The organism is Bacillus sp. V5-8f (genome assembly GCF_002863565.1).
In the GTDB taxonomy this organism is placed as follows: Bacteria; Bacillota; Bacilli; order Bacillales; family DSM-1321; genus Peribacillus.
The window spans coordinates 640,589-657,969 of sequence record NZ_PGUW01000004.1 but is presented as its reverse complement, the minus strand read 5'-3'; the positions used below and the strand labels follow the sequence as shown (position 1 = coordinate 657,969).

The 17,381-nt window shown below is 38.6% G+C and carries 14 protein-coding genes and 1 pseudogene; 5 read left to right on the top strand and 10 right to left on the bottom strand.

Annotated features, from left to right (window positions below; translation table 11 throughout):
* Nucleotides 1–88: 88 nt before the first annotated feature.
* The 6 genes from CUU64_RS07265 to CUU64_RS07240 all read right to left on the bottom strand — a co-directional run bounded on the left by CUU64_RS07265 (nucleotide 89) and on the right by CUU64_RS07240 (nucleotide 6,190).
* A complete protein-coding gene (locus CUU64_RS07265; protein ID WP_101632843.1) occupies nucleotides 89–880 on the bottom strand; it encodes an HAD family hydrolase in 792 nt (263 codons plus the stop codon).
* A gap of 42 nt (nucleotides 881–922) precedes the next feature.
* The gene (locus CUU64_RS07260) at nucleotides 923–1,288 is read right to left on the bottom strand and encodes a DUF2243 domain-containing protein (RefSeq protein ID WP_142383599.1); all 366 of its coding nucleotides are present in this window, start codon (nucleotides 1,286–1,288) and stop codon (nucleotides 923–925) included.
* 89 nt (nucleotides 1,289–1,377) lie between these two features.
* Nucleotides 1,378–1,881 carry a GNAT family N-acetyltransferase gene (locus CUU64_RS07255; RefSeq protein WP_101632841.1) on the bottom strand — a complete coding sequence of 168 codons (504 nt, stop codon included), beginning with the start codon at nucleotides 1,879–1,881 and terminating at the stop codon, nucleotides 1,378–1,380.
* Between the two features lie 29 nt (nucleotides 1,882–1,910).
* On the bottom strand, nucleotides 1,911–2,903 hold the full coding sequence (locus tag CUU64_RS07250; RefSeq protein WP_101632840.1) for a glutathione S-transferase family protein: 993 nt from the start codon (nucleotides 2,901–2,903) through the stop codon (nucleotides 1,911–1,913).
* Nucleotides 2,904–3,334: 431 nt separating this feature from the next.
* Entirely contained in the window at nucleotides 3,335–3,829 is a 495-nt protein-coding gene (locus CUU64_RS07245) for a YkvA family protein (RefSeq protein WP_101632839.1), read from the bottom strand.
* A gap of 435 nt (nucleotides 3,830–4,264) precedes the next feature.
* Nucleotides 4,265–6,190 (bottom strand): PhoX family protein, encoded by a 1,926-nt coding sequence (locus CUU64_RS07240; RefSeq protein WP_101632962.1) that lies wholly within the window; start codon nucleotides 6,188–6,190, stop codon nucleotides 4,265–4,267.
* A 399-nt stretch (nucleotides 6,191–6,589) separates the two neighbouring features.
* Between CUU64_RS07240 and CUU64_RS07235 the strand changes: the two genes are divergently transcribed.
* Nucleotides 6,590–6,814 carry a hypothetical protein gene (locus CUU64_RS07235; protein WP_142383598.1) on the top strand — a complete coding sequence of 75 codons (225 nt, stop codon included), beginning with the start codon at nucleotides 6,590–6,592 and terminating at the stop codon, nucleotides 6,812–6,814.
* 210 nt (nucleotides 6,815–7,024) lie between these two features.
* On the opposite strand, the gene CUU64_RS07230 is transcribed toward CUU64_RS07235, so the two are convergent.
* Nucleotides 7,025–7,861: a DMT family transporter gene (locus tag CUU64_RS07230; RefSeq protein WP_101632837.1), complete on the bottom strand. Its 837-nt coding sequence runs from the start codon at nucleotides 7,859–7,861 to the stop codon at nucleotides 7,025–7,027.
* Nucleotides 7,862–7,939: 78 nt separating this feature from the next.
* Nucleotides 7,940–8,503 carry a competence protein ComK gene (locus tag CUU64_RS07225; RefSeq protein WP_180954493.1) on the bottom strand — a complete coding sequence of 188 codons (564 nt, stop codon included), beginning with the start codon at nucleotides 8,501–8,503 and terminating at the stop codon, nucleotides 7,940–7,942.
* 630 nt (nucleotides 8,504–9,133) lie between these two features.
* On the opposite strand from CUU64_RS07225, the gene CUU64_RS07220 reads away from it, so the two are divergent.
* Complete coding sequence (locus tag CUU64_RS07220) at nucleotides 9,134–10,048, top strand: alpha/beta hydrolase (RefSeq protein WP_101632835.1); 915 nt, start codon at nucleotides 9,134–9,136, stop codon at nucleotides 10,046–10,048.
* 306 nt (nucleotides 10,049–10,354) lie between these two features.
* On the opposite strand, the gene CUU64_RS07215 is transcribed toward CUU64_RS07220, so the two are convergent.
* Nucleotides 10,355–12,454, bottom strand: coding sequence for a sensor domain-containing protein (locus CUU64_RS07215; RefSeq protein ID WP_257985447.1), 2,100 nt, complete (start codon nucleotides 12,452–12,454; stop codon nucleotides 10,355–10,357).
* A 29-nt stretch (nucleotides 12,455–12,483) separates the two neighbouring features.
* Nucleotides 12,484–14,022 carry a sensor domain-containing diguanylate cyclase gene (locus CUU64_RS07210; RefSeq protein ID WP_257985446.1) on the bottom strand — a complete coding sequence of 513 codons (1,539 nt, stop codon included), beginning with the start codon at nucleotides 14,020–14,022 and terminating at the stop codon, nucleotides 12,484–12,486.
* A gap of 467 nt (nucleotides 14,023–14,489) precedes the next feature.
* On the opposite strand from CUU64_RS07210, the pseudogene CUU64_RS07205 reads away from it, so the two are divergent.
* The 3 genes and pseudogenes from CUU64_RS07205 to CUU64_RS07195 form a co-directional block, all read left to right on the top strand.
* A pseudogene (locus CUU64_RS07205) lies at nucleotides 14,490–14,729 on the top strand (methyl-accepting chemotaxis protein); the annotation flags it as partial.
* A gap of 140 nt (nucleotides 14,730–14,869) precedes the next feature.
* Complete coding sequence (locus tag CUU64_RS07200) at nucleotides 14,870–15,679, top strand: TrmB family transcriptional regulator (protein ID WP_101632832.1); 810 nt, start codon at nucleotides 14,870–14,872, stop codon at nucleotides 15,677–15,679.
* Between the two features lie 77 nt (nucleotides 15,680–15,756).
* The gene (locus CUU64_RS07195; RefSeq protein WP_101632831.1) at nucleotides 15,757–17,163 is read left to right on the top strand and encodes an MFS transporter; all 1,407 of its coding nucleotides are present in this window, start codon (nucleotides 15,757–15,759) and stop codon (nucleotides 17,161–17,163) included.
* Nucleotides 17,164–17,381: the final 218 nt, after the last annotated feature.

The window sequence follows — 17,381 nt, the reverse complement described above, 5'->3', positions numbered from 1 at the left end:
GTTTGTGTAAAACACAATGATCTAAAAAATAGATAAAAAAATCTTGCAGACATCATCAAGTAATCATCTGCAAGATTTCTCCTTCGTCCTACTTTTCCTTTAACTCATCCAAAATTGGAAACAGCTCTTCTAAATGCTGAATTTCATATGTAGGTTCAACCTCTTCACGGACTTTGTTATGACGGTTAATCCAAACCGTACGGATACCTGCCCGATTTGCCCCTAGAATATCTGTCATTAGGTTATCTCCGACCATAATCGCTTCATCCTTCTGTAAGGACATGAGCGATAAAGCATGTTCAAAAATCCCAGGATCCGGCTTCCCTCTTCCATAGTCGCCCGAGATTACGATCTGGTCAAAATAAGGAACCAGTTCAGATGTAATCTGGAGTTTTGTTTTTTGCAGATCAGGAGAGCCATTTGTAAGTAGCAAAAGCTGATAGTTCCCTTTTAATTTATCGAGCGTAGTAAAGGTTTCTTCGTATACGAAAGGTACCTTCCTGCGCTCCTCTGGGAATCTTTCCCCTAACTCAAATCCAAAGTCCGGGTCATCGACGCCCAACCTCTTAAGCCCTAAAGTCCAGGCATCTTGTCTGTAAGTTGGAACCTGGTCCTTCAATTTCCTAAAATCATCGTGGTCATCTAAAAAATTCCCCCATAGCCCCTCAAACGGATTGATTCCAATCATCTGTGTAAAAGGGAATACCTCATAGGTGGAATATAATTTCCTCGCCTCTTCCCGAACCGCTTCCTCCAGTTTTTCAGGATCAATGCCGTAGCGCTCCTGGGCAATTTTACATGTAGCCACAAACGCTTCCTTTACACTTTTTTGGTCCCAAAGAAGTGTGTCATCTAAATCAAAAAATACTGCTTTAATCATAGTAGCCTCCGTTTTGTATGCTAATCATACATGTTGAATTTATTAACCATGGTAAGCATTTGCTGTATGCTCGACTTTGGCTTTCTGCCGCTCCTTTGTTATCCCGTACCAGACAAAAATGCTGCCGAACACAACCAGTACCGGCTCCAGCCAATTCGCCTCAGGACCATTCGTAATTCTGTGAAGCTGAAAAACCCAGTGGAATACTACAATATCAAAGCTTAAAAATAGTCCTGCCGCCACTATAAAGCCCTGAAAAAATGATTGAGAAAAGAACTTTTTAAAAAGCCCCATCAAAATCATCAGCACCGCCATTCCAAAAACAACGGCTCCAATTCTCTCCGCCGGACTATCAGCCTTTAACCCTGCCGCAAAGGCATGGATCATATGAAAAAATGAATCTGCCACGAAATAACCCACTATTACTCCCAAAAATCTCAAAAAATCATTCCTTTAGCAACTAAACATTCCTGCTGGTATAAATATACTAGTCGCCATTATTTAAAATTAAGTCGATAGGCCTTCACAATAATACCATCATTTGCAGGTTCAAAATCATATTGCGGCACTCTTTCAAATCCCAGTGCTTCATACAATCTCATGGCCGCTTTCATGAATTGGCCAGTATGAAGCCCAACAGATGTAAACCCTCTTCCATCCGCTCTCTTTATGCACTCGGTAACCAAAGCCTTGGCAACACCTTTCCCTCGGGCTTCCGGCGCTACAGCAAGCATCCGAATTTCAGGATAATCCAATGCATCAACATATCCTTCGTATGCGTCACTTTTAGCAGGAAACAATGCAACGCTGCCAACAATTTTCCCATCCACCTCAGCGACAAGTAATTCAACGCCATCCAGTGTATCCGCATTAGATGAGATTGCCTTTTTTAAGGCGTTCCAATGCCCCTCTGGGATAGCTGCCGCATGCTCTTGGTATGCGCCAACTCTCTGCACACGGATATAAGGCAGTTCATGAACCTCTGCATTACGAATGATCATAAGCTTCCCCCACTATTATCATATATTTTTTATTTCATAATAAACGTATGTATTTTACCGCTTAAAACTTCACGATTATGAGCAGAATGAAGTCCTGTAAGGTCTGGTCCCTTTGGCAATATGTTGTAGCTTTTTTGATCGTCACTAGCTATATGGTTTGAGAGATGATAGTGCACTTTTATGGCATGGAAATCTGTTGTATCGCCAAATCCTGGTGTTTGATATAAATCTCTTAAATAGCCCCATAGATTAGGGAAGTCAACAATCCGGTTCCGGTTCGCCTTAAAGGCTGTGTAATAGGCTGTATCGAAGCGAACTAAAGTGGCATATAGCCTGACATCTGAATCTGTAATATAATCGCCGAATAAGAAACGCCTGTCAGAAAGACGCTGGTCCAACTCATCTAATCTGGAAAATAATGTATCATAGGCCAACTCGTATGCTTCCTGGGATTGTGCAAATCCGCACTTATAAACCCCATTGTTCACATCATGGAAGATGATATCGTTTAATTGATCAATCTCCTCACGAAGGTTTTCTGGATACAAATCTGGAGCATTCGCTTTGTGAAAAGGGGCCCACACAGTTTCCAAGTAGTTTGTCAGCTTAAAATAATCATTGTTTACAACCTTTTTTTTCTTTACATCGACCACTACCGGTACAGTTGGCCTTCCGCTATACTCAGGTTCGGTCTGTTTGTATATCTCACTCATATATTGAATTCCCAGTACTGGATCCATTCCACCATCATCCAGCGAAAATTCCCAGTCAACATGAGGGAGTTTGGGACGCATTGGGCTTGCTGTGCCCAAGCTGATTGCATCTTCCAATCCAAGAATTCTTCGGACAATAACCGAACGGTGCGCCCAGGGACAGACAGCGGACCATAACAAACGATATCTGCCAGCTTCAACCGGAAGATCCCCACGATTCGGCCCAAAAGGTGTTGTAAATCGATTTACCTGGCGATTGAATGAGCCATCAGCCTTTATCTCACTGGCAGAACTTGAACCTGATGACATTATATCCACCTCTTATTTTTTACCCTAATATTACACCAGGTTGAATACTTTTCCAATTGTAAGTTTTAAAAAGAAAAAATGTTGTGAAAATAGTACGCTTTTGGAATGCCTTAGTTAATAATAATCACTTCTATCAAAGCCGAGAGAGAGAAATTAAAACCAAAACAAAGATAAGGATCAGTGTTTCAACCCATAGGGAATGACATACAAAATAAGGCGGCCAATCCTTCGATTTCCGCCGTTTAATCCTAATAAAATTTAGTTCCATAAAATCTCTAATCGTTTAATTTTTTCGGTTGGGACAACCGATTATCCATCCATAAAAGAATTACTTCAAGGGTCTTGTCTTGTTTTGTGTCATCCAACAGGCTTTGGACACCATCCCATTTTAAGTACACCAAGGGATTGCTTACTTTTACCAATAAAGCACTCTACTCAGTTAAGCCTTCCTCCTCCATGCTTTCTTGAGTGTTTTTCCAGACTATGAATTTATCCAAATCCTCTTTCACTTGTTTTAATGCAAATGCAATGACTGCTGCATCGTCGGTGAATCCTAGACCAACTAATACATCAGGAATCGAATCTGCCGGCATAACAAAGTATAAAATAGCTCCTATTATGACAATCAGGGATCGATAAGGAATGTTCCTATAATCACCCTTGATGTATGCTTTTACAAGCTCAAACATAGATTTTAAGTTATCCAAAGTATCTTGAACAAACCCTTTCTTATTTTTCGCTTGCTCGGATTTTTCTTCAGCATCCCTGATCAATCGTTTCAGTTTATCCTTATCTTTTATATATTCCCTTACCTTTGTTATGGCTTCCTCACTGAAATCCATCATTTTAGATCCGAAACCCTTTTCCTTGCTTTTGGCTTCTGTTACAACTGTTTCAGTTTCTTCATCCTTACCTTTCCCAAACATAACGTTCACTCCCTAACTTTTTTAATATATTAGAATCGCAATTACGCTAACTTTTTTTCAATATCTAATTGACAATTTCATGTCCCAATATAAGAAGACAAAGATTCTCTATTCTTTTTCCTTTTTTCAATAAAATAAAACTCTCATCGGGATTTGAAAGACAAAGCATCTGAAATAGTCAAGAAAAGGGACTTCATCAGAGATTTAAAGGATAAAGTCTGAGAATCATCAGAACAAAGGGTTTATATATACTTAATGGCATTAAAAAAAGAGTCAACCATTTTTTAGACCCTTTGCTTCTATACGGTAACAAATTTGGTTGCCTGTCGAAAACAGCCAAAAAAGCCGTTTCGCATTGCAATATAAAAGGGAGCCTATCCTAAAAAGACAGGCTCCGCATTAAGAGTTGGCAATATTTAATGTAAAGGTTTAGTGCTATTTTTCTTCTTTGCCATGATTGTTTTTTTGGTTTTCATTATCTTGAGCCTCAGATTTTGATACAAGAGATGGAAGTCCAGAGATATATCCAACTCCACCAGTCTTATTAATACCGATTTCTCTATCGATAGCACTCAAAAGCTCCTCTTTATTCACAGCAGTAATGGCCTTACTATCTACTTCATCACCAGGATGCTGGAAGTTACTCATAATGTAAGAGAAGCCGTTTCGGTCATCAGCTGCAAATAATCCAGTTGATTCAGCCCCTGCTGGAGCAGACAGAACACGTGTTAACTCTTTCGTGTCGATATTATAAGCCCATACGTAGTTATTTGTATGCCTGCTTGTATCTTCACCAATGAATAGTGTTCTCGCCGCCTCAGAGTAACTCAAGTTATCTGGACCTGCCACTTTTTCCACATTAGAAGTGTTACCATAAGCATCGGGAGTTGAAAGATCTTCGCCGACAACTAATCCAGACAAGGATGCCGCTACATAATCACTTGCAATGCTATTACCACCGCTATCCTTTTGGCCAGGTTTTAAATCGAGCTGGTATGTTACGCCTGATTTACTTTTTGGCAGCTGAATATCATCCGCTGGTTCTTTTCCGGTTTTATCTTTTTCCATACCGCCGCTTAAATCAGAAATGGCCACATATACTTTTTTGTTTTTCTCGTTTACTGTAATACCTTCCATCTTATTAAATTCGGATGTTGCGCCTAAATAAGCTGCATAGCGTCGGGACTCAAGGAATGCTGCCGCTTTTTCCATACCAGGTTTTAGCTTCAAGTACTCCACTTTACCGCCTGCTGAATATTGTTTGATCGCTTTAAATCCTTCTTTTGGCTCCTCTGATGTTTCAAAAATATCGCTGTACTTAATGCCTTTATCGATTATTTTTTTAATTTCCTTATCAGTTGAATGTCCAAGCTTGATCCATTCAAGATTACCAGAACCACCATTTTCAGAACCTGTCTGGTGGAATTTAGCTGCGTATAGAGTACCGGCTGATAGGTTTGCTTCTTTATCTGCTACATACATGAACATTGTTGTATTGGAACCATCATCACCGAAGAATGCAGTTTTATTATCAGGCATCATTTTCATCACTTCATGAGAGAAGCGGCCTGCGCTGTAGTGCTTTTCGACTTTTGTTTTTCCATTTTTCTTAACATGGATTTCAGGGATATAGCCATAGAAGTAAGGATTAGCCTTTGACTTATCACCAAAATAAAGCTCTGCAAAGCTTTCAGTCCAGGTTCTTGCACTTGAAGCAGGGTCCGTTTCAAAAGCGCGCGCATCAGGTTCATATTCCTCAGATCCTAAATGTGTGTTCCAAGGTGAAGTAGAACCATTACAAGGAATCCAAAGCCCATTCACTTCTGAGAAATCTATTTTCTTTACTTCCTTAGGTGCTAACTCACCTGTTTTAGAGTCTTGTTCCAAATGTGTCAAGGACATAGAAGCTGGTACTAGCCCATATGCTGATTTTCCTGCAGCATCAATTGTGTCATATTCATAATGTGTGACCATATATAGCTGGCCCTTGATTGGGTTTAATAAACTGTTTGAATCCGGAGCGTCCGAAACAAAATATTGCGGATCTCCAGGGACACTACTATCAACGATAGGATTGCCATTCACATCGATCGGTGTACCAGCCGGAACTTTTTCACCTTTAACAGTGGCTACTTTATCCTCAGATTTAAATAATCTTTTATATGTTAGCGGGAATGTTTTTACCTTTCCATCACTATATTTCACTTCTACTGATGCATTCGTATATGTGTGAACCATCTGTTCAATGGTAGTAGGTGCAGGCATGCCATTAAACTTAACAGCATCAATTTTAACATCGTGAGAAGTAGCGGCTTCTGCAGGTGTTAATGCCGGGATAGTTAATGCAAGTGCAAGTGCCATTGCAGTTCTTTTCTTTGCAAAAAGATTTTTACCCAAAATTAAACATCTCCTAGTATATCGTTTTTATCGCTCATCTCCAATTAAACTAAAATAATGTTAAAATCCCATTATTTATTTGTATTTTTACCATAAAGGTTCATTAAAAATTTGTTAAGTAGTTTAAATTTTTATTATAGAAAACAATGGGGATTTTATTATTGAATTTTCTATATCAGAACCTTACATATCTTACCATTAAACAGTGATTGTAGGAGAGCGTTAAGATGTAGAGAATTTATGTATTTGCTGTAAATCACGTTGATGGGCTTTATACTTTTCATTAATGTAATACATAAAGGGAAAGTAAAACATCATTTAGCAGTCCTGAAACAGTACAAATTTGAACAGAACTACGCATTAATGAAGCCAGAAATTGAAGAATTAGAAAAGGCTCTTAAAGGATTTTATAATAATGTGGCAGCAGAGCATTATGAAGAGTGGTCACAGCTGGACTCCTTAGCAATAGAAATAAGCAAACAATTAAAAGGAAAAGTGGATCCTGTTTTATTAAATAAAAATATGGATGGTTTAGAGGAAAAAATAAATTCCATGGAACAAATCCTGCAAGGCGGAGATTTAAGCTAATTACTCTGACATAGGCGAATAGCTAAGTCAACATGGTAAGTCCGCATCCATTGACTATACAGGTACAATCGTAACTATTTTCTATTGGAAAGGTCAGCCAAAATTAATAACTTGGTTGACCTTTCTATATACTTGCCATATCCGCGGGGAATCTTATTTACCTTTTCTCTTATAAATGGCGTCTTTTGTACAAAAATATTGATTTCATTCTTACATCTTTGTGAAAATGATCCCAAGAAGAGCTGAAAAAATACCAATAAGCTGATATCCCTTTAATTTCTCCTTAAATATCCAACAGCCGGCGAGTATTACAACGACGCAATTTAGACTTACGACCGGAAATATTACACTTGCTGGTCCATTCTGGAGGGCATAGAAATAACAACTGTAACCGATTACGCTGATTAATCCCACAAATGTCCCGACATTTACTTCAGATTTCCGCCAGTTTTCCTTCTCCCGAAGGCTCGTCATTCCCAAATAAATGCAGCCGCCTCCGTACATGCAAATAAGGGTATTGAGCGAACTGATGTCCAAATAAGAAGTGGTTTTCATTAGAATACCCAGGATTCCAAATGATATGATTGCTAAAAGTACACGGAGAAGCCATGGACGGTACTCTATGAGACGGGTTGTTCCCGGTGAATATTGAATGATTATGGCTGAGCCAAGAATGGACGCTATGCCAATCCATTGAAGAAGGCTAATCTGTTCATGAAAGATAATAGCTGCACCAAATATAGGGAAAATGGCATTTGCACCTATTAGAGGCGATGTCAGACTGGCTGGACCTTTTTCAAAAGCCCTTGACATTTGTATATTGCCATTGGCATTTAAAATTCCGATCAGACCCCCTAAAATGATTGCAAGCAGGTTGAAATGTAAAGCCTCCGCAAAAATTCCATACCCCAGTGTAAGCATAAAAGCCACTAAGTAAAAGAAAAACTGAATATGTACTTTTGATAAACCGTTCCCGGTACTCCATTTAAATATTGTGTTATTCGTTCCGAAGCTTAAAGTTGTTACGAATGCTGCAGCAAGCCACATGGTGTATCCTTCTCTCTATCTATTATCCTCCCCATTTTAAATCTCTATCTGAGTATTCGCAATAGATTTAAAAAGACTTCATTCTTGATTGCCCTTCTTTATAATCAGATTATATTCCGCCTTACTTTCCATAATCTTAAAGCCACTCTCTGGTTCATAAAGAAAGGTAGCGCTTTTGGCTGCGTTTTCAATTACTTTTATCTGAAGAAAAGCTCCAATCTGGCGTCTTGTTTCAAAATGTTTTATTTTCATATTCATAGTCAGACTATGTCCGTAATTCATGTAAATTTTAGTGGTTTCTTTACTGATTTTCTCTGCTTCTATAATATGGGATAGAGCAAGCCATATCATTTCCTTTCTGCCTGCTCTCTTAAATGGTATCAATACAATACTTGAGCCCGGATTGATCACTATAGGAACCATGTACTTCCTGCCGAGGATTCCTTTCGAGCTCAATACTGAAATCGCTAGACTGGACCCAAAGCACTTTAAAGTTGCATCCATAATTTCCTTCAACCGTTTTCCAACCAGAAACTCATGATCTCCGTGAATGATTCTTGTACATTCATGTCCATGTTTATCAAATTCTGTCGCCAGAAGTACGGTTTTCTCATTAATCAAATAACTGCTTCTTGGTTTCAAAAATATCCCCCCTATTCATTTTTAAAAATAATAGGAGTATACTAGAAATATAGAGTTGGTATACTCCATCTCTGGCCTTTTAGGCGGTGATCCGCCAAGATGGCGCCTAAAAGGTTTTCTTCTAAGAAAAGATTGAACCATTCTATTCACTATAGACACAATCTTTGCTATATTTTTTCCTTACCTCACTGGTAAATGGCATCTATATCTACCACTTGTGTTCAAATATTCCTCACCTCCAATATAACCTGCTGACTGAACATTTCAAGCTAATCTATAAGGAACTCTGCTTAGATATTCCTCTCACCGCAATTCAAATCACTAATATCCGAAAACCTTTTTCGAATGAATGAAAGCTTGGCCCATCATCACTTTTTGTTTATATGACTTTCTTCCTACTCCCTCTAGTTCGATTATGCAATTATTAGACAATTTTGTAAATTTACTTTTTCCAATCAATAAGTATTGACACAAAAAATACAAATAATGAAGTGCCATTAAATTGAATACATAAGATTTTTCTTTATCATCTTTCTTACAAATAAACAAGAAATGAGGGCCAAGAGAGGAAAAACATACTCTTTGCTGAATACTTATTGTATTCGTTTCGATTTTAAAGGAGGTCATGTAATGGCAAGTAATGAGGCGATTGCAATTCGTAAACGTCTGATTGAGCACGTAACATCTCAGAAGGGAAAACCGGTCAGTCTTCAAGAATCTAGGGAAGGGTTAGACAAATTATTGGGATCCTTCCCTTTAGATCCTGAAGTTAAGGTAGAGAAGCTTTCCGTAGAAGGCATCCCCGTGGAATGGGTCGCTGCTCCGAATGCCCGACAGGATGCCGTATTCCTGTATCTTCACGGTGGAGGCTATATAGTAGGAAGCTTAAATACTCATCGAGATATAGCTTCTAAGCTTTCCCGTGCCACAGCTACACGTGTGTTAGTAATTGACTATCGCCTTGCACCAGAAAACCCATATCCTGCTGCCATCGAGGATGCGGTAAAAGCCTATCGATGGGTAGTCTCTTCTGGGGTTTCACCTGAACGTATCATAATTGGCGGGGATTCAGCCGGAGGAGGTCTGACGATGGCGACTCTATTGTCACTTAGGGAAGCTGGTGACACCTTACCTGCAGCTGCCGTTCTTCTATCTCCGTGGACTGATATGGAAGGTACAGGGGAATCAATGGAATCACGTGCTTCAGTAGATCCATGGTTAAATCCGGAACAAACCCGTCAAAGCCCTGTTTTATATATAGGTAGCCTGGATCCTCGACATCCTCATGTTTCACCAATCTATGCTGACCTGAAAGGATTACCTCCTATGATCGTACATGTCGGCAATGATGAAATCTTGTTGGATGATTCCGTGCGGCTGGTTGAAAAAGCACGGGCCGCGGGTATTGATGTAACCTTTAAAATTTGGGAAGAGATGTGGCATGTTTTTCAACAGTTCCCCACACCGGAAGCCAAACAGTCGATTGATGAAATCGGGGAATATGTGGTTCAAAAGCTTAACACATCTATTCAAATAGAAGGTTGATTGTAAAGGGATAGCTTTGTGCTATCTTTTTGTTTTTTATAGTGCCATCCATTAGGGAATGCGTTACCTTATACATAAATTGCTAAACACCATGTTTCAGGGAATTTGTGTTTAGTTAGCCTCCTCAGGTTTTTACATCTGTAGGTAGAAAACTGCACTTGCTGTTGCTCCGATTGACAAAGCCAAAGCAAAAAAACACCAATCTAACCGATTGGTGTACGTTCTTTATCCAAATGCTATGGGATTATATTTTTCCCATCCGCCAATCTAGTTTCATCTACCATGTTAGTTTTGCCATCTATTCATTTAACTGAATTTCAATGTATCCGCTGGCAAAGGTTTATTAAAATAATACCCTTGGCCTTCATCGCAACATTTATCATATAGGTAGTTCAGCTGGGTTTCGTTTTCTATTCCTTCCGCAACGACATCCATATTTAAACTGTGGGCTAAAGATATGACAGCTGATGTAATCCGTTTTCCATTTAAATCCCGATTGATGTCATCAATAAAACTGCGGTCTATCTTTAATTTATCAAACGGATATTCTCTCAAATAGTTTAACGAAGTATAGCCTGTCCCAAAATCATCGATAGATAGCGACACTCCAATATCCTTTAACTTCAATAAGTTTTCCTTTATAAATTCAACATCCTCATGAAGAATGCTCTCTGTTACCTCCAGTTCAAGCCAATTGGGCTCTAGCTGTTCTTCCTCCAAGGTCTTAGCTACTGAATCAATAAAGTTATAATGCTGCAGCTGTTTGGTAGAAACATTTACTGCAACTTTAAAAGGAAGTATCCCTGATTCCTGCCACTTTTTATTCTGACGGCATGCGGTCTTAAGCACCCATGAGCCGATTTCAATGATTTGCCCGCTTTCCTCTGCTACAGGAATAAAATCATTTGGCGGGATAAGTCCATGTTCTGGATGGTTCCAGCGAATGAGGGCTTCCATTGCCTTTAGCTGATTGGTTTTTAAATCAATAATCGGCTGATAATATAGCTCCAATTCATTATTCTCAATCGCAACCTTTAAGTCATTTTCAATTGAAAACTTATAAGATACCTTCGTATCCAGCTCTTCCGTATATAGAGTATAAATATTCTTCTTGAATTTTTTAGTATGCTGCATGGCAGTATCAGCATTTCGGATGATCTCCTCAACTGTTGCTTCCGCCATATCTGTATTTAAAGCAATGCCAATACTTGCTGAAACCGTTATAACATTGCCCGCTATTTCGAATGGCTCCTTTATCGCTTCATTAAGATGTATTGCAATGTTTATCGCTTCCTCTTTTCTAATGTCTGGAAAAAGAATGGTAAACTCATCTCCAGCCACACGGCTAATCGTATCGGATTTCCGCAGATGTTGCTTTAATCTTGCTGCTACCAGCTTTAAGAATTGATCGCCATTCTGATGGCCCAATGAGTTATTAATAAATTTAAACCGGTCTAAGTCCAAAAACATAACAGCAAATTGTTGATTGTCATTACTGTCTTGCTGATCGAGTAATTGTCCTAATCGGTCCTCAAACAACCTCCGATTGGGCAATTCAGTTAGAGGGTCATAAAATGCGAGCTTTTCCAATTGCTGCTCATATTGAATTTTTTCTGTAATTTCTCTTGCAACACCGTATGTACCCATAATCTCTCCATTCACTCTCATAGGAAAATGAATAGTGTCTAAATGTATCCTTTTTCCATCTTTACGTTCTACTGTTAAGTTGTAGTTACTTGACATACCTTGTTTTCCCTCTTCAAAGCTTTTAATAGCCATCGGTAAATCCTCTGTTGACACAAGGGACATAAAAGACATATTCAATAACTCCTTATCCGAGTATCCCGATATCTTCTCTGTCGCAGGATTTGCGCTAATGAAATTTCCTTCGTGGTTAAATGAGAAAATTGCATCCGGACTATTTTCGAATAGGGATCGGTACCGTTCATTGGCGTCATACACCTGCTGCTGGGCCGCTACTTGTTCGGAAATATTAATTACTGTGCCAAAAAATATTGGTTTCCCATAAAATTCTGTAATAGAGATATTTATTTCTGTCAGCAGTACAGTTCCGTCTTTTTTAATCTGTCGAACCCTGAACCTTGCCACATCGTCTTCTATGGAACCAATCTTTTGTATATGGTTTTTTAAGATGAGGAGATCTTCAGGGTAAATAATTTTTTCAAGGGAAAATTCCGTTTCGGATAATTCCTGTTTTTTATATCCTAATAGCTTCGCATAAAACAGGTTTACATAAGCGATTTTCCCTTCCTCTAATATATACATGCCAACTGGCGCTTTTTCTATTAATGTATGAAACGTTGTTTGATAAAAGGCAAGCTCAAAAGAAGAGTTATTCTGTTCTCCCGACATTTTATTTATAATTTTGCGGTAATAGTTTTCCATGTGATCTCCCTCGCGCTTTATTTCATATGTTAACCCTTATATATGGTTGTTACGTTTCTCCCATTGGACTTGGATTGATAGAGAGCATAGTCAGCCTTTTTTATTATTTCATCTGTATTTGATGTCTCATTGATAAACTCTGATATACCAAGAGAAATGGTTATGTTTCTTCCCGATGGGGTTCGGCACTTCTCTACAGCAGTTCTTACTTGTTCTGCTATTTTAAATGCAGTACCTTTATTAGCATCCTTTACTAGAATGCCGAACTCCTCACCACCATATCTGAAGTTCAAATCACCGTCTCTTGTAAACAATCGGATTGTAGAAGCGATCGATTTTAAAACTTCGTCACCTGTTACATGTCCATATTCATCATTGATCGTTTTAAAATGATCAACATCGAGAAGAATGAGGGAAAAAGATATTCCATTATCCACCCACTCCTCAATCACTCGTTGAAAGGTTTTTCGATTCGCAAGTTCTGTCAATCCGTCAATTTGATTTTCCCTGTTTAAGAGTTCTATATGATTGTTTATATGCTTATATAGCTGCTTCACTTCATAGATTCCGGAACTCATTTTGGGCTGTGCGGGAATTTGCTTATTTCGCCTTATAGCCTCCTCAGATCCTTTTGCTAATACATGCAGCGGCTTTGAAATACGATAGGCAAGCAACCAGGAAATCAATAAAATTAATATAAAGAGTGGTAAAGATTTTAGTATCATTTGAACGATCAATTCATTAAGCGGCTGTTTTAAAACCGTAACCGGTGTCTGTGATACTATCCCCCAACCTGTATTGGGCTCATATGCATACCCCATAAAGTATTCTTTTCCTTTAGAATTCCGGACCTGCTGTGACCCGCTTCTCCCTGAAAGTGCTTTTTTTACAGTACTGTTTGATAATGCTGAAGTATTGATTCTTCGTTTGTCAGGATGAAAAATAATGTTTCCGTCCTGGTCCGTGACATAAACAAATGAACCATTTCCATAAAAATGCTCTGATAACATCTGGCTAAGAACATTATCTTCCTCTAAATAAATCGTACCTCCTACAAATCCTGCATATGTTCCATCCTGTTTAAAAATCGGAGACGATATTAGAAGAATAAGCCGTCCAGATGTGGCTTTATAAGGGTTTGAAATAAAGCTCTTCTTTAGTTTGACAGCCAATTTTGCCGTATCAGTATTTAGCTGTATACCTGTTGTTAAGCCAGTATTCGAAGGACTAATATGCTGAATTACCCGGTTAGAATCAACTATAAAAATAGAATTGAAGAAGTGCATGTTTGCAGTTAGCAAAAGATCAACCTCTTCTTGTGTAAAAGAATGATGGGTCGCCAGTTTTGCCACAGCGTCTAATTTTTGCTGCATCGACGATAAGATTGTATTAGTCTCTAAAGCTAGTTTTTCCGCATATTGATGATTGTAATCAAGATAGTTTACCGTTAATGATCGTTTATTAGAACTTATTGAAGAGTACATGCTTACAGTGGCAGTAAGCAATACAGATGCAATAACCAGCAAGCTAATCATAAAACGCAGTGTATATCCTTTATTTTGATTCATTTCTGACATCCTTTATTACTTGGTAAAAATGAAAATATGTAAGGTGATTTTCATAGTTAATAGTTCCTATATATCGCAAACCATTTAGGTACTTTAACCTATTTCTAATAAAAACATATGTGTAGAATCATGTCCAATCGCCTTTAAACACATTTTCACTCCTTTTGGACACAGTTTTTCCTATATTGAGTACCGGAAATGTTCCATTCATGCATTTTGATAAGAAGTTTCCAAGACAAGACATTTTTTTTGCACAAAAAATACAGGCGAGCCTGATCTGTTACTTCAAACAGTACTTAGAATTTCTATAATTTATGATTCTTTCCATGATACCTCTCTAACTTGTCTAACATTCGCATTCACGAAATAACGTCCCTTACTTCCCATCTCCACTCTTCCTAAAGGAACCGATCATATCTTAACTAGGTTACTGGTTAAAAAACTAATGGCACGCAGACCGAACCCTAATTGAGGCCGTGCGAGCTGGAGAACATGAAAAAGGATTTGCGGTAGTAGCAGATGAAGTACGTAAACAGGCGGAGCAGTCCCAAGCATCATCCACTCAAATTTCTCAATTAGTCAAAGAAATTCAAACAGATATGGTTCGCTCAACTGATTCTATCAACCAAGTGAAGGATGACGTCCAACAAGGTCTTGGAATTGTTGAAAATACTCAGTCGAGTTTTAAAGAAATCATAGACTCAATAGGTTTTTCAGGCAGGTTCGAGATATAAATAATGCTAATAGTATTTTGAAAATTTTATAAAACACCGCCCTTTCTAAGATTGACAATTCCAAAACCACAGAATATAGTAATTATTACAATAACTACTAAAAGGAAGAAGCTATGGAGGAAATTGTTAAAGAACTGCAGAAATTAGGTTTTTCCCAATATGAATGCAAGGCCTATATTAATTTGCTAAAAAATTCTCCTGTGACGGGATATGAGGTCAGTAAGCGATCCGGTGTCCCTCGCTCAATGGTCTATGAGGTTCTAGGGAAGCTGCTGGACAAGGGAGCTATTTTTACTGTCCCGTCGGAACCTGTGAAATATGTGCCCCTTCCGGCAAAAGAGTTAATGGACCGGTTACGGAAAAGCTTTGATCAATCCTTCAATTTTCTAGAAAAAAATTTAATGACTCTGGAAAATGAACGGGACACCGATGTGATTTGGCGTGTGAATAGCGATGAGCATGTAATGGCTGAAATTTTGGACATGATTGATAAGGCACAGGAAGAAGTTTGGCTGTCGATTTGGAATCCACAAGCATCTTTCGTGAAAGATTTAATAGAAAAACGAATTAATGAAGGTATTAAGGTGTTTTCAATGGTTTTTTCGGAACCGGACACTAAACTGGGTGTGACCTATCATCACGATTTCATGGCTCCAGATATAGCAGAAAAACGGATGGGTGGGCGACTGACCATTGTGGCTCGCGACCAGGAGGAAGTTTTAATTGCTAATTTCGCCCCTAGCACTGCTGCTTGGGCAGTTAAAACAAAAGACCCTGCATTAGTTTTAGTGGCAATCGAATACATTAGGCACGATATTGCATATGGAGAATTAGCCAAACAAGTAGGATCAGATAAAGTGCAATCATTTTGGAGAAATGATCCGGATTTGTTCCACGTCGTTACAGGAAAACGGTTCGAATAAAGAACCGTATTTTCTTTAGTTTTTTTATAGTAGTTAGATAAATAACTCCTATATAAGACATGAAATGAGAACAAAAAATGAAAGGATTGAGAACCTTGTTGACACAAACAATATCGATTCTTGTCCAAAACCAGCCAGGGGTTTTAGCTCAATTATCTGATTTATTTGTCCGTGGTGGATACAATATTGAAGAGATTAAGGCGCGGAAGCACAAAAAAACAAATCTCACAAAAATAAAAATTGCAGCTACCGGAGTCGACAACTCGTTTGAATCATTTGCTGTTCAATTAGGAAACGTGTCTCATGTAATAAGGGTTGATGTGTCCCGCCAGCATCAGTATTCCTTTTGGTTAGTGGCATATAGTTTGTTTATCACCTTACTAGGGACGAATCTCCCCGCCCCTCTTTATGCGTTGTACCGTGAAAAATGGCAAATGTCACCGAGTACAATGACCTTTATATATGCTCTCTACGCTTTAATCGTGATTCCAACTATAATATTAGTTGCACAAATCTGTAAAAAATGGGAAAGAAAAAAGGTACTATTTTCCGGGGTTCTTCTATCAGTCTTCGGTTCTATTGGCTTCGCATTGTCTGATGGTATAGGTGGATTGATAGTGTCACGGGTCTTTCAAGGATTATCTGTAGGGATACTGAATGGAGTCGCAGTTACATTCATGACGGAGCTGCATCCTAATCAAGACAAACAGAAAAGTGCCTTCATTGCAGCTATAGCTGGGACCCTTGGAAATGCAATTGGACCGCTTATTTCTGGTTTCTTAGGAGAGTACGCACCATACCCGTTGCAGTTTTCTTATATCATGCATTTATTGCTTGCCATGGTGGGGTTCATAGGGTTGCGTTTGATGGTGGAGGATATTAAAGCTACGGAACGTGTAACATCTCTGCATCTTCCATCGGTTGATAGAGAGTTCCAAAGACCGTTCCTGTTGGCGTCTTCTACTTCTTTTCTTTCTTGGGGAATTATGAGTTTGATGTTATCAGTAATGCCAACATATCTCAACCTTTTTACCCATCAATCTAGTCTTAGCTTATCAGGTACCATGGTGGCTTTAGTTTTAGGCATATCTACCATCCATCAAATCATATTGAGAAAACAACCTGTTAAACGCTTAATAATAATAGGCTACATCTTATTAGTTCTTGGATTGCTATGTATGATATTCACCTTATTAACCAAGTCTTTAATTTTACTTTTTTTAACCACCCTTTTTATCGGTATGGGCAATGGACCAAGCTATGCGGGGAGTTTAGCCTACCTTAACAAAATGTCTACGGACGATATTCGAGCAAACATGACTTCTTATTTTTTTGTTGTAACATATTTAGGTATAAGTATTCCGATTATTACACTGGGTTATATCGGGCAGTGGATAGGTCTTACCTACGCAATCCAAACATATTCTTGTATCATGATTGGGTTAATTATACTTAGTCTTTTGAGTTGGTTACGAAAAAAGTGAAGGCAGTCCCGATTTAATGGTCCAATGGAGCGGAGTTAACAGACAATAAAAGTGCGACGCTTCTTAAAGCATCGCACCCGTTATTTATTAAGGAAGTTCCCCCCGCCTTTCACTAGTTTTTTTAATTTTCACCAATGAGTTAGCATTTGTCTGAAATTCATACGGTACCTTCATCTCTGCTACTGAACAGCCTATATGAGCGGCATTTGCCGAAGCTG

Bases quoted from the DNA above. Each gene is read 5' to 3' on its own strand.
- CUU64_RS07265 (WP_101632843.1), bottom strand. From the start codon at position 880: ATGATTAAAGCAGTATTTTTTGATTTAGATGACACACTTCTTTGGGAC.
- CUU64_RS07255 (WP_101632841.1), bottom strand. From the start codon at position 1,881: ATGATCATTCGTAATGCAGAGGTTCATGAACTGCCTTATATCCGTGTG.
- CUU64_RS07250 (WP_101632840.1), bottom strand. From the start codon at position 2,903: ATGTCATCAGGTTCAAGTTCTGCCAGTGAGATAAAGGCTGATGGCTCA.
- CUU64_RS07245 (WP_101632839.1), bottom strand. From the start codon at position 3,829: ATGTTTGGGAAAGGTAAGGATGAAGAAACTGAAACAGTTGTAACAGAA.
- CUU64_RS07240 (WP_101632962.1), bottom strand. From the start codon at position 6,190: ATGGCACTTGCACTTGCATTAACTATCCCGGCATTAACACCTGCAGAA.
- CUU64_RS07235 (WP_142383598.1), top strand. From the start codon at position 6,590: ATGAAGCCAGAAATTGAAGAATTAGAAAAGGCTCTTAAAGGATTTTAT.
- CUU64_RS07230 (WP_101632837.1), bottom strand. From the start codon at position 7,861: ATGTGGCTTGCTGCAGCATTCGTAACAACTTTAAGCTTCGGAACGAAT.
- CUU64_RS07220 (WP_101632835.1), top strand. From the start codon at position 9,134: ATGGCAAGTAATGAGGCGATTGCAATTCGTAAACGTCTGATTGAGCAC.
- CUU64_RS07215 (WP_257985447.1), bottom strand. From the start codon at position 12,454: ATGGAAAACTATTACCGCAAAATTATAAATAAAATGTCGGGAGAACAG.
- CUU64_RS07210 (WP_257985446.1), bottom strand. From the start codon at position 14,022: ATGAATCAAAATAAAGGATATACACTGCGTTTTATGATTAGCTTGCTG.
- CUU64_RS07200 (WP_101632832.1), top strand. From the start codon at position 14,870: ATGGAGGAAATTGTTAAAGAACTGCAGAAATTAGGTTTTTCCCAATAT.
- CUU64_RS07195 (WP_101632831.1), top strand. From the start codon at position 15,757: ATGAAAGGATTGAGAACCTTGTTGACACAAACAATATCGATTCTTGTC.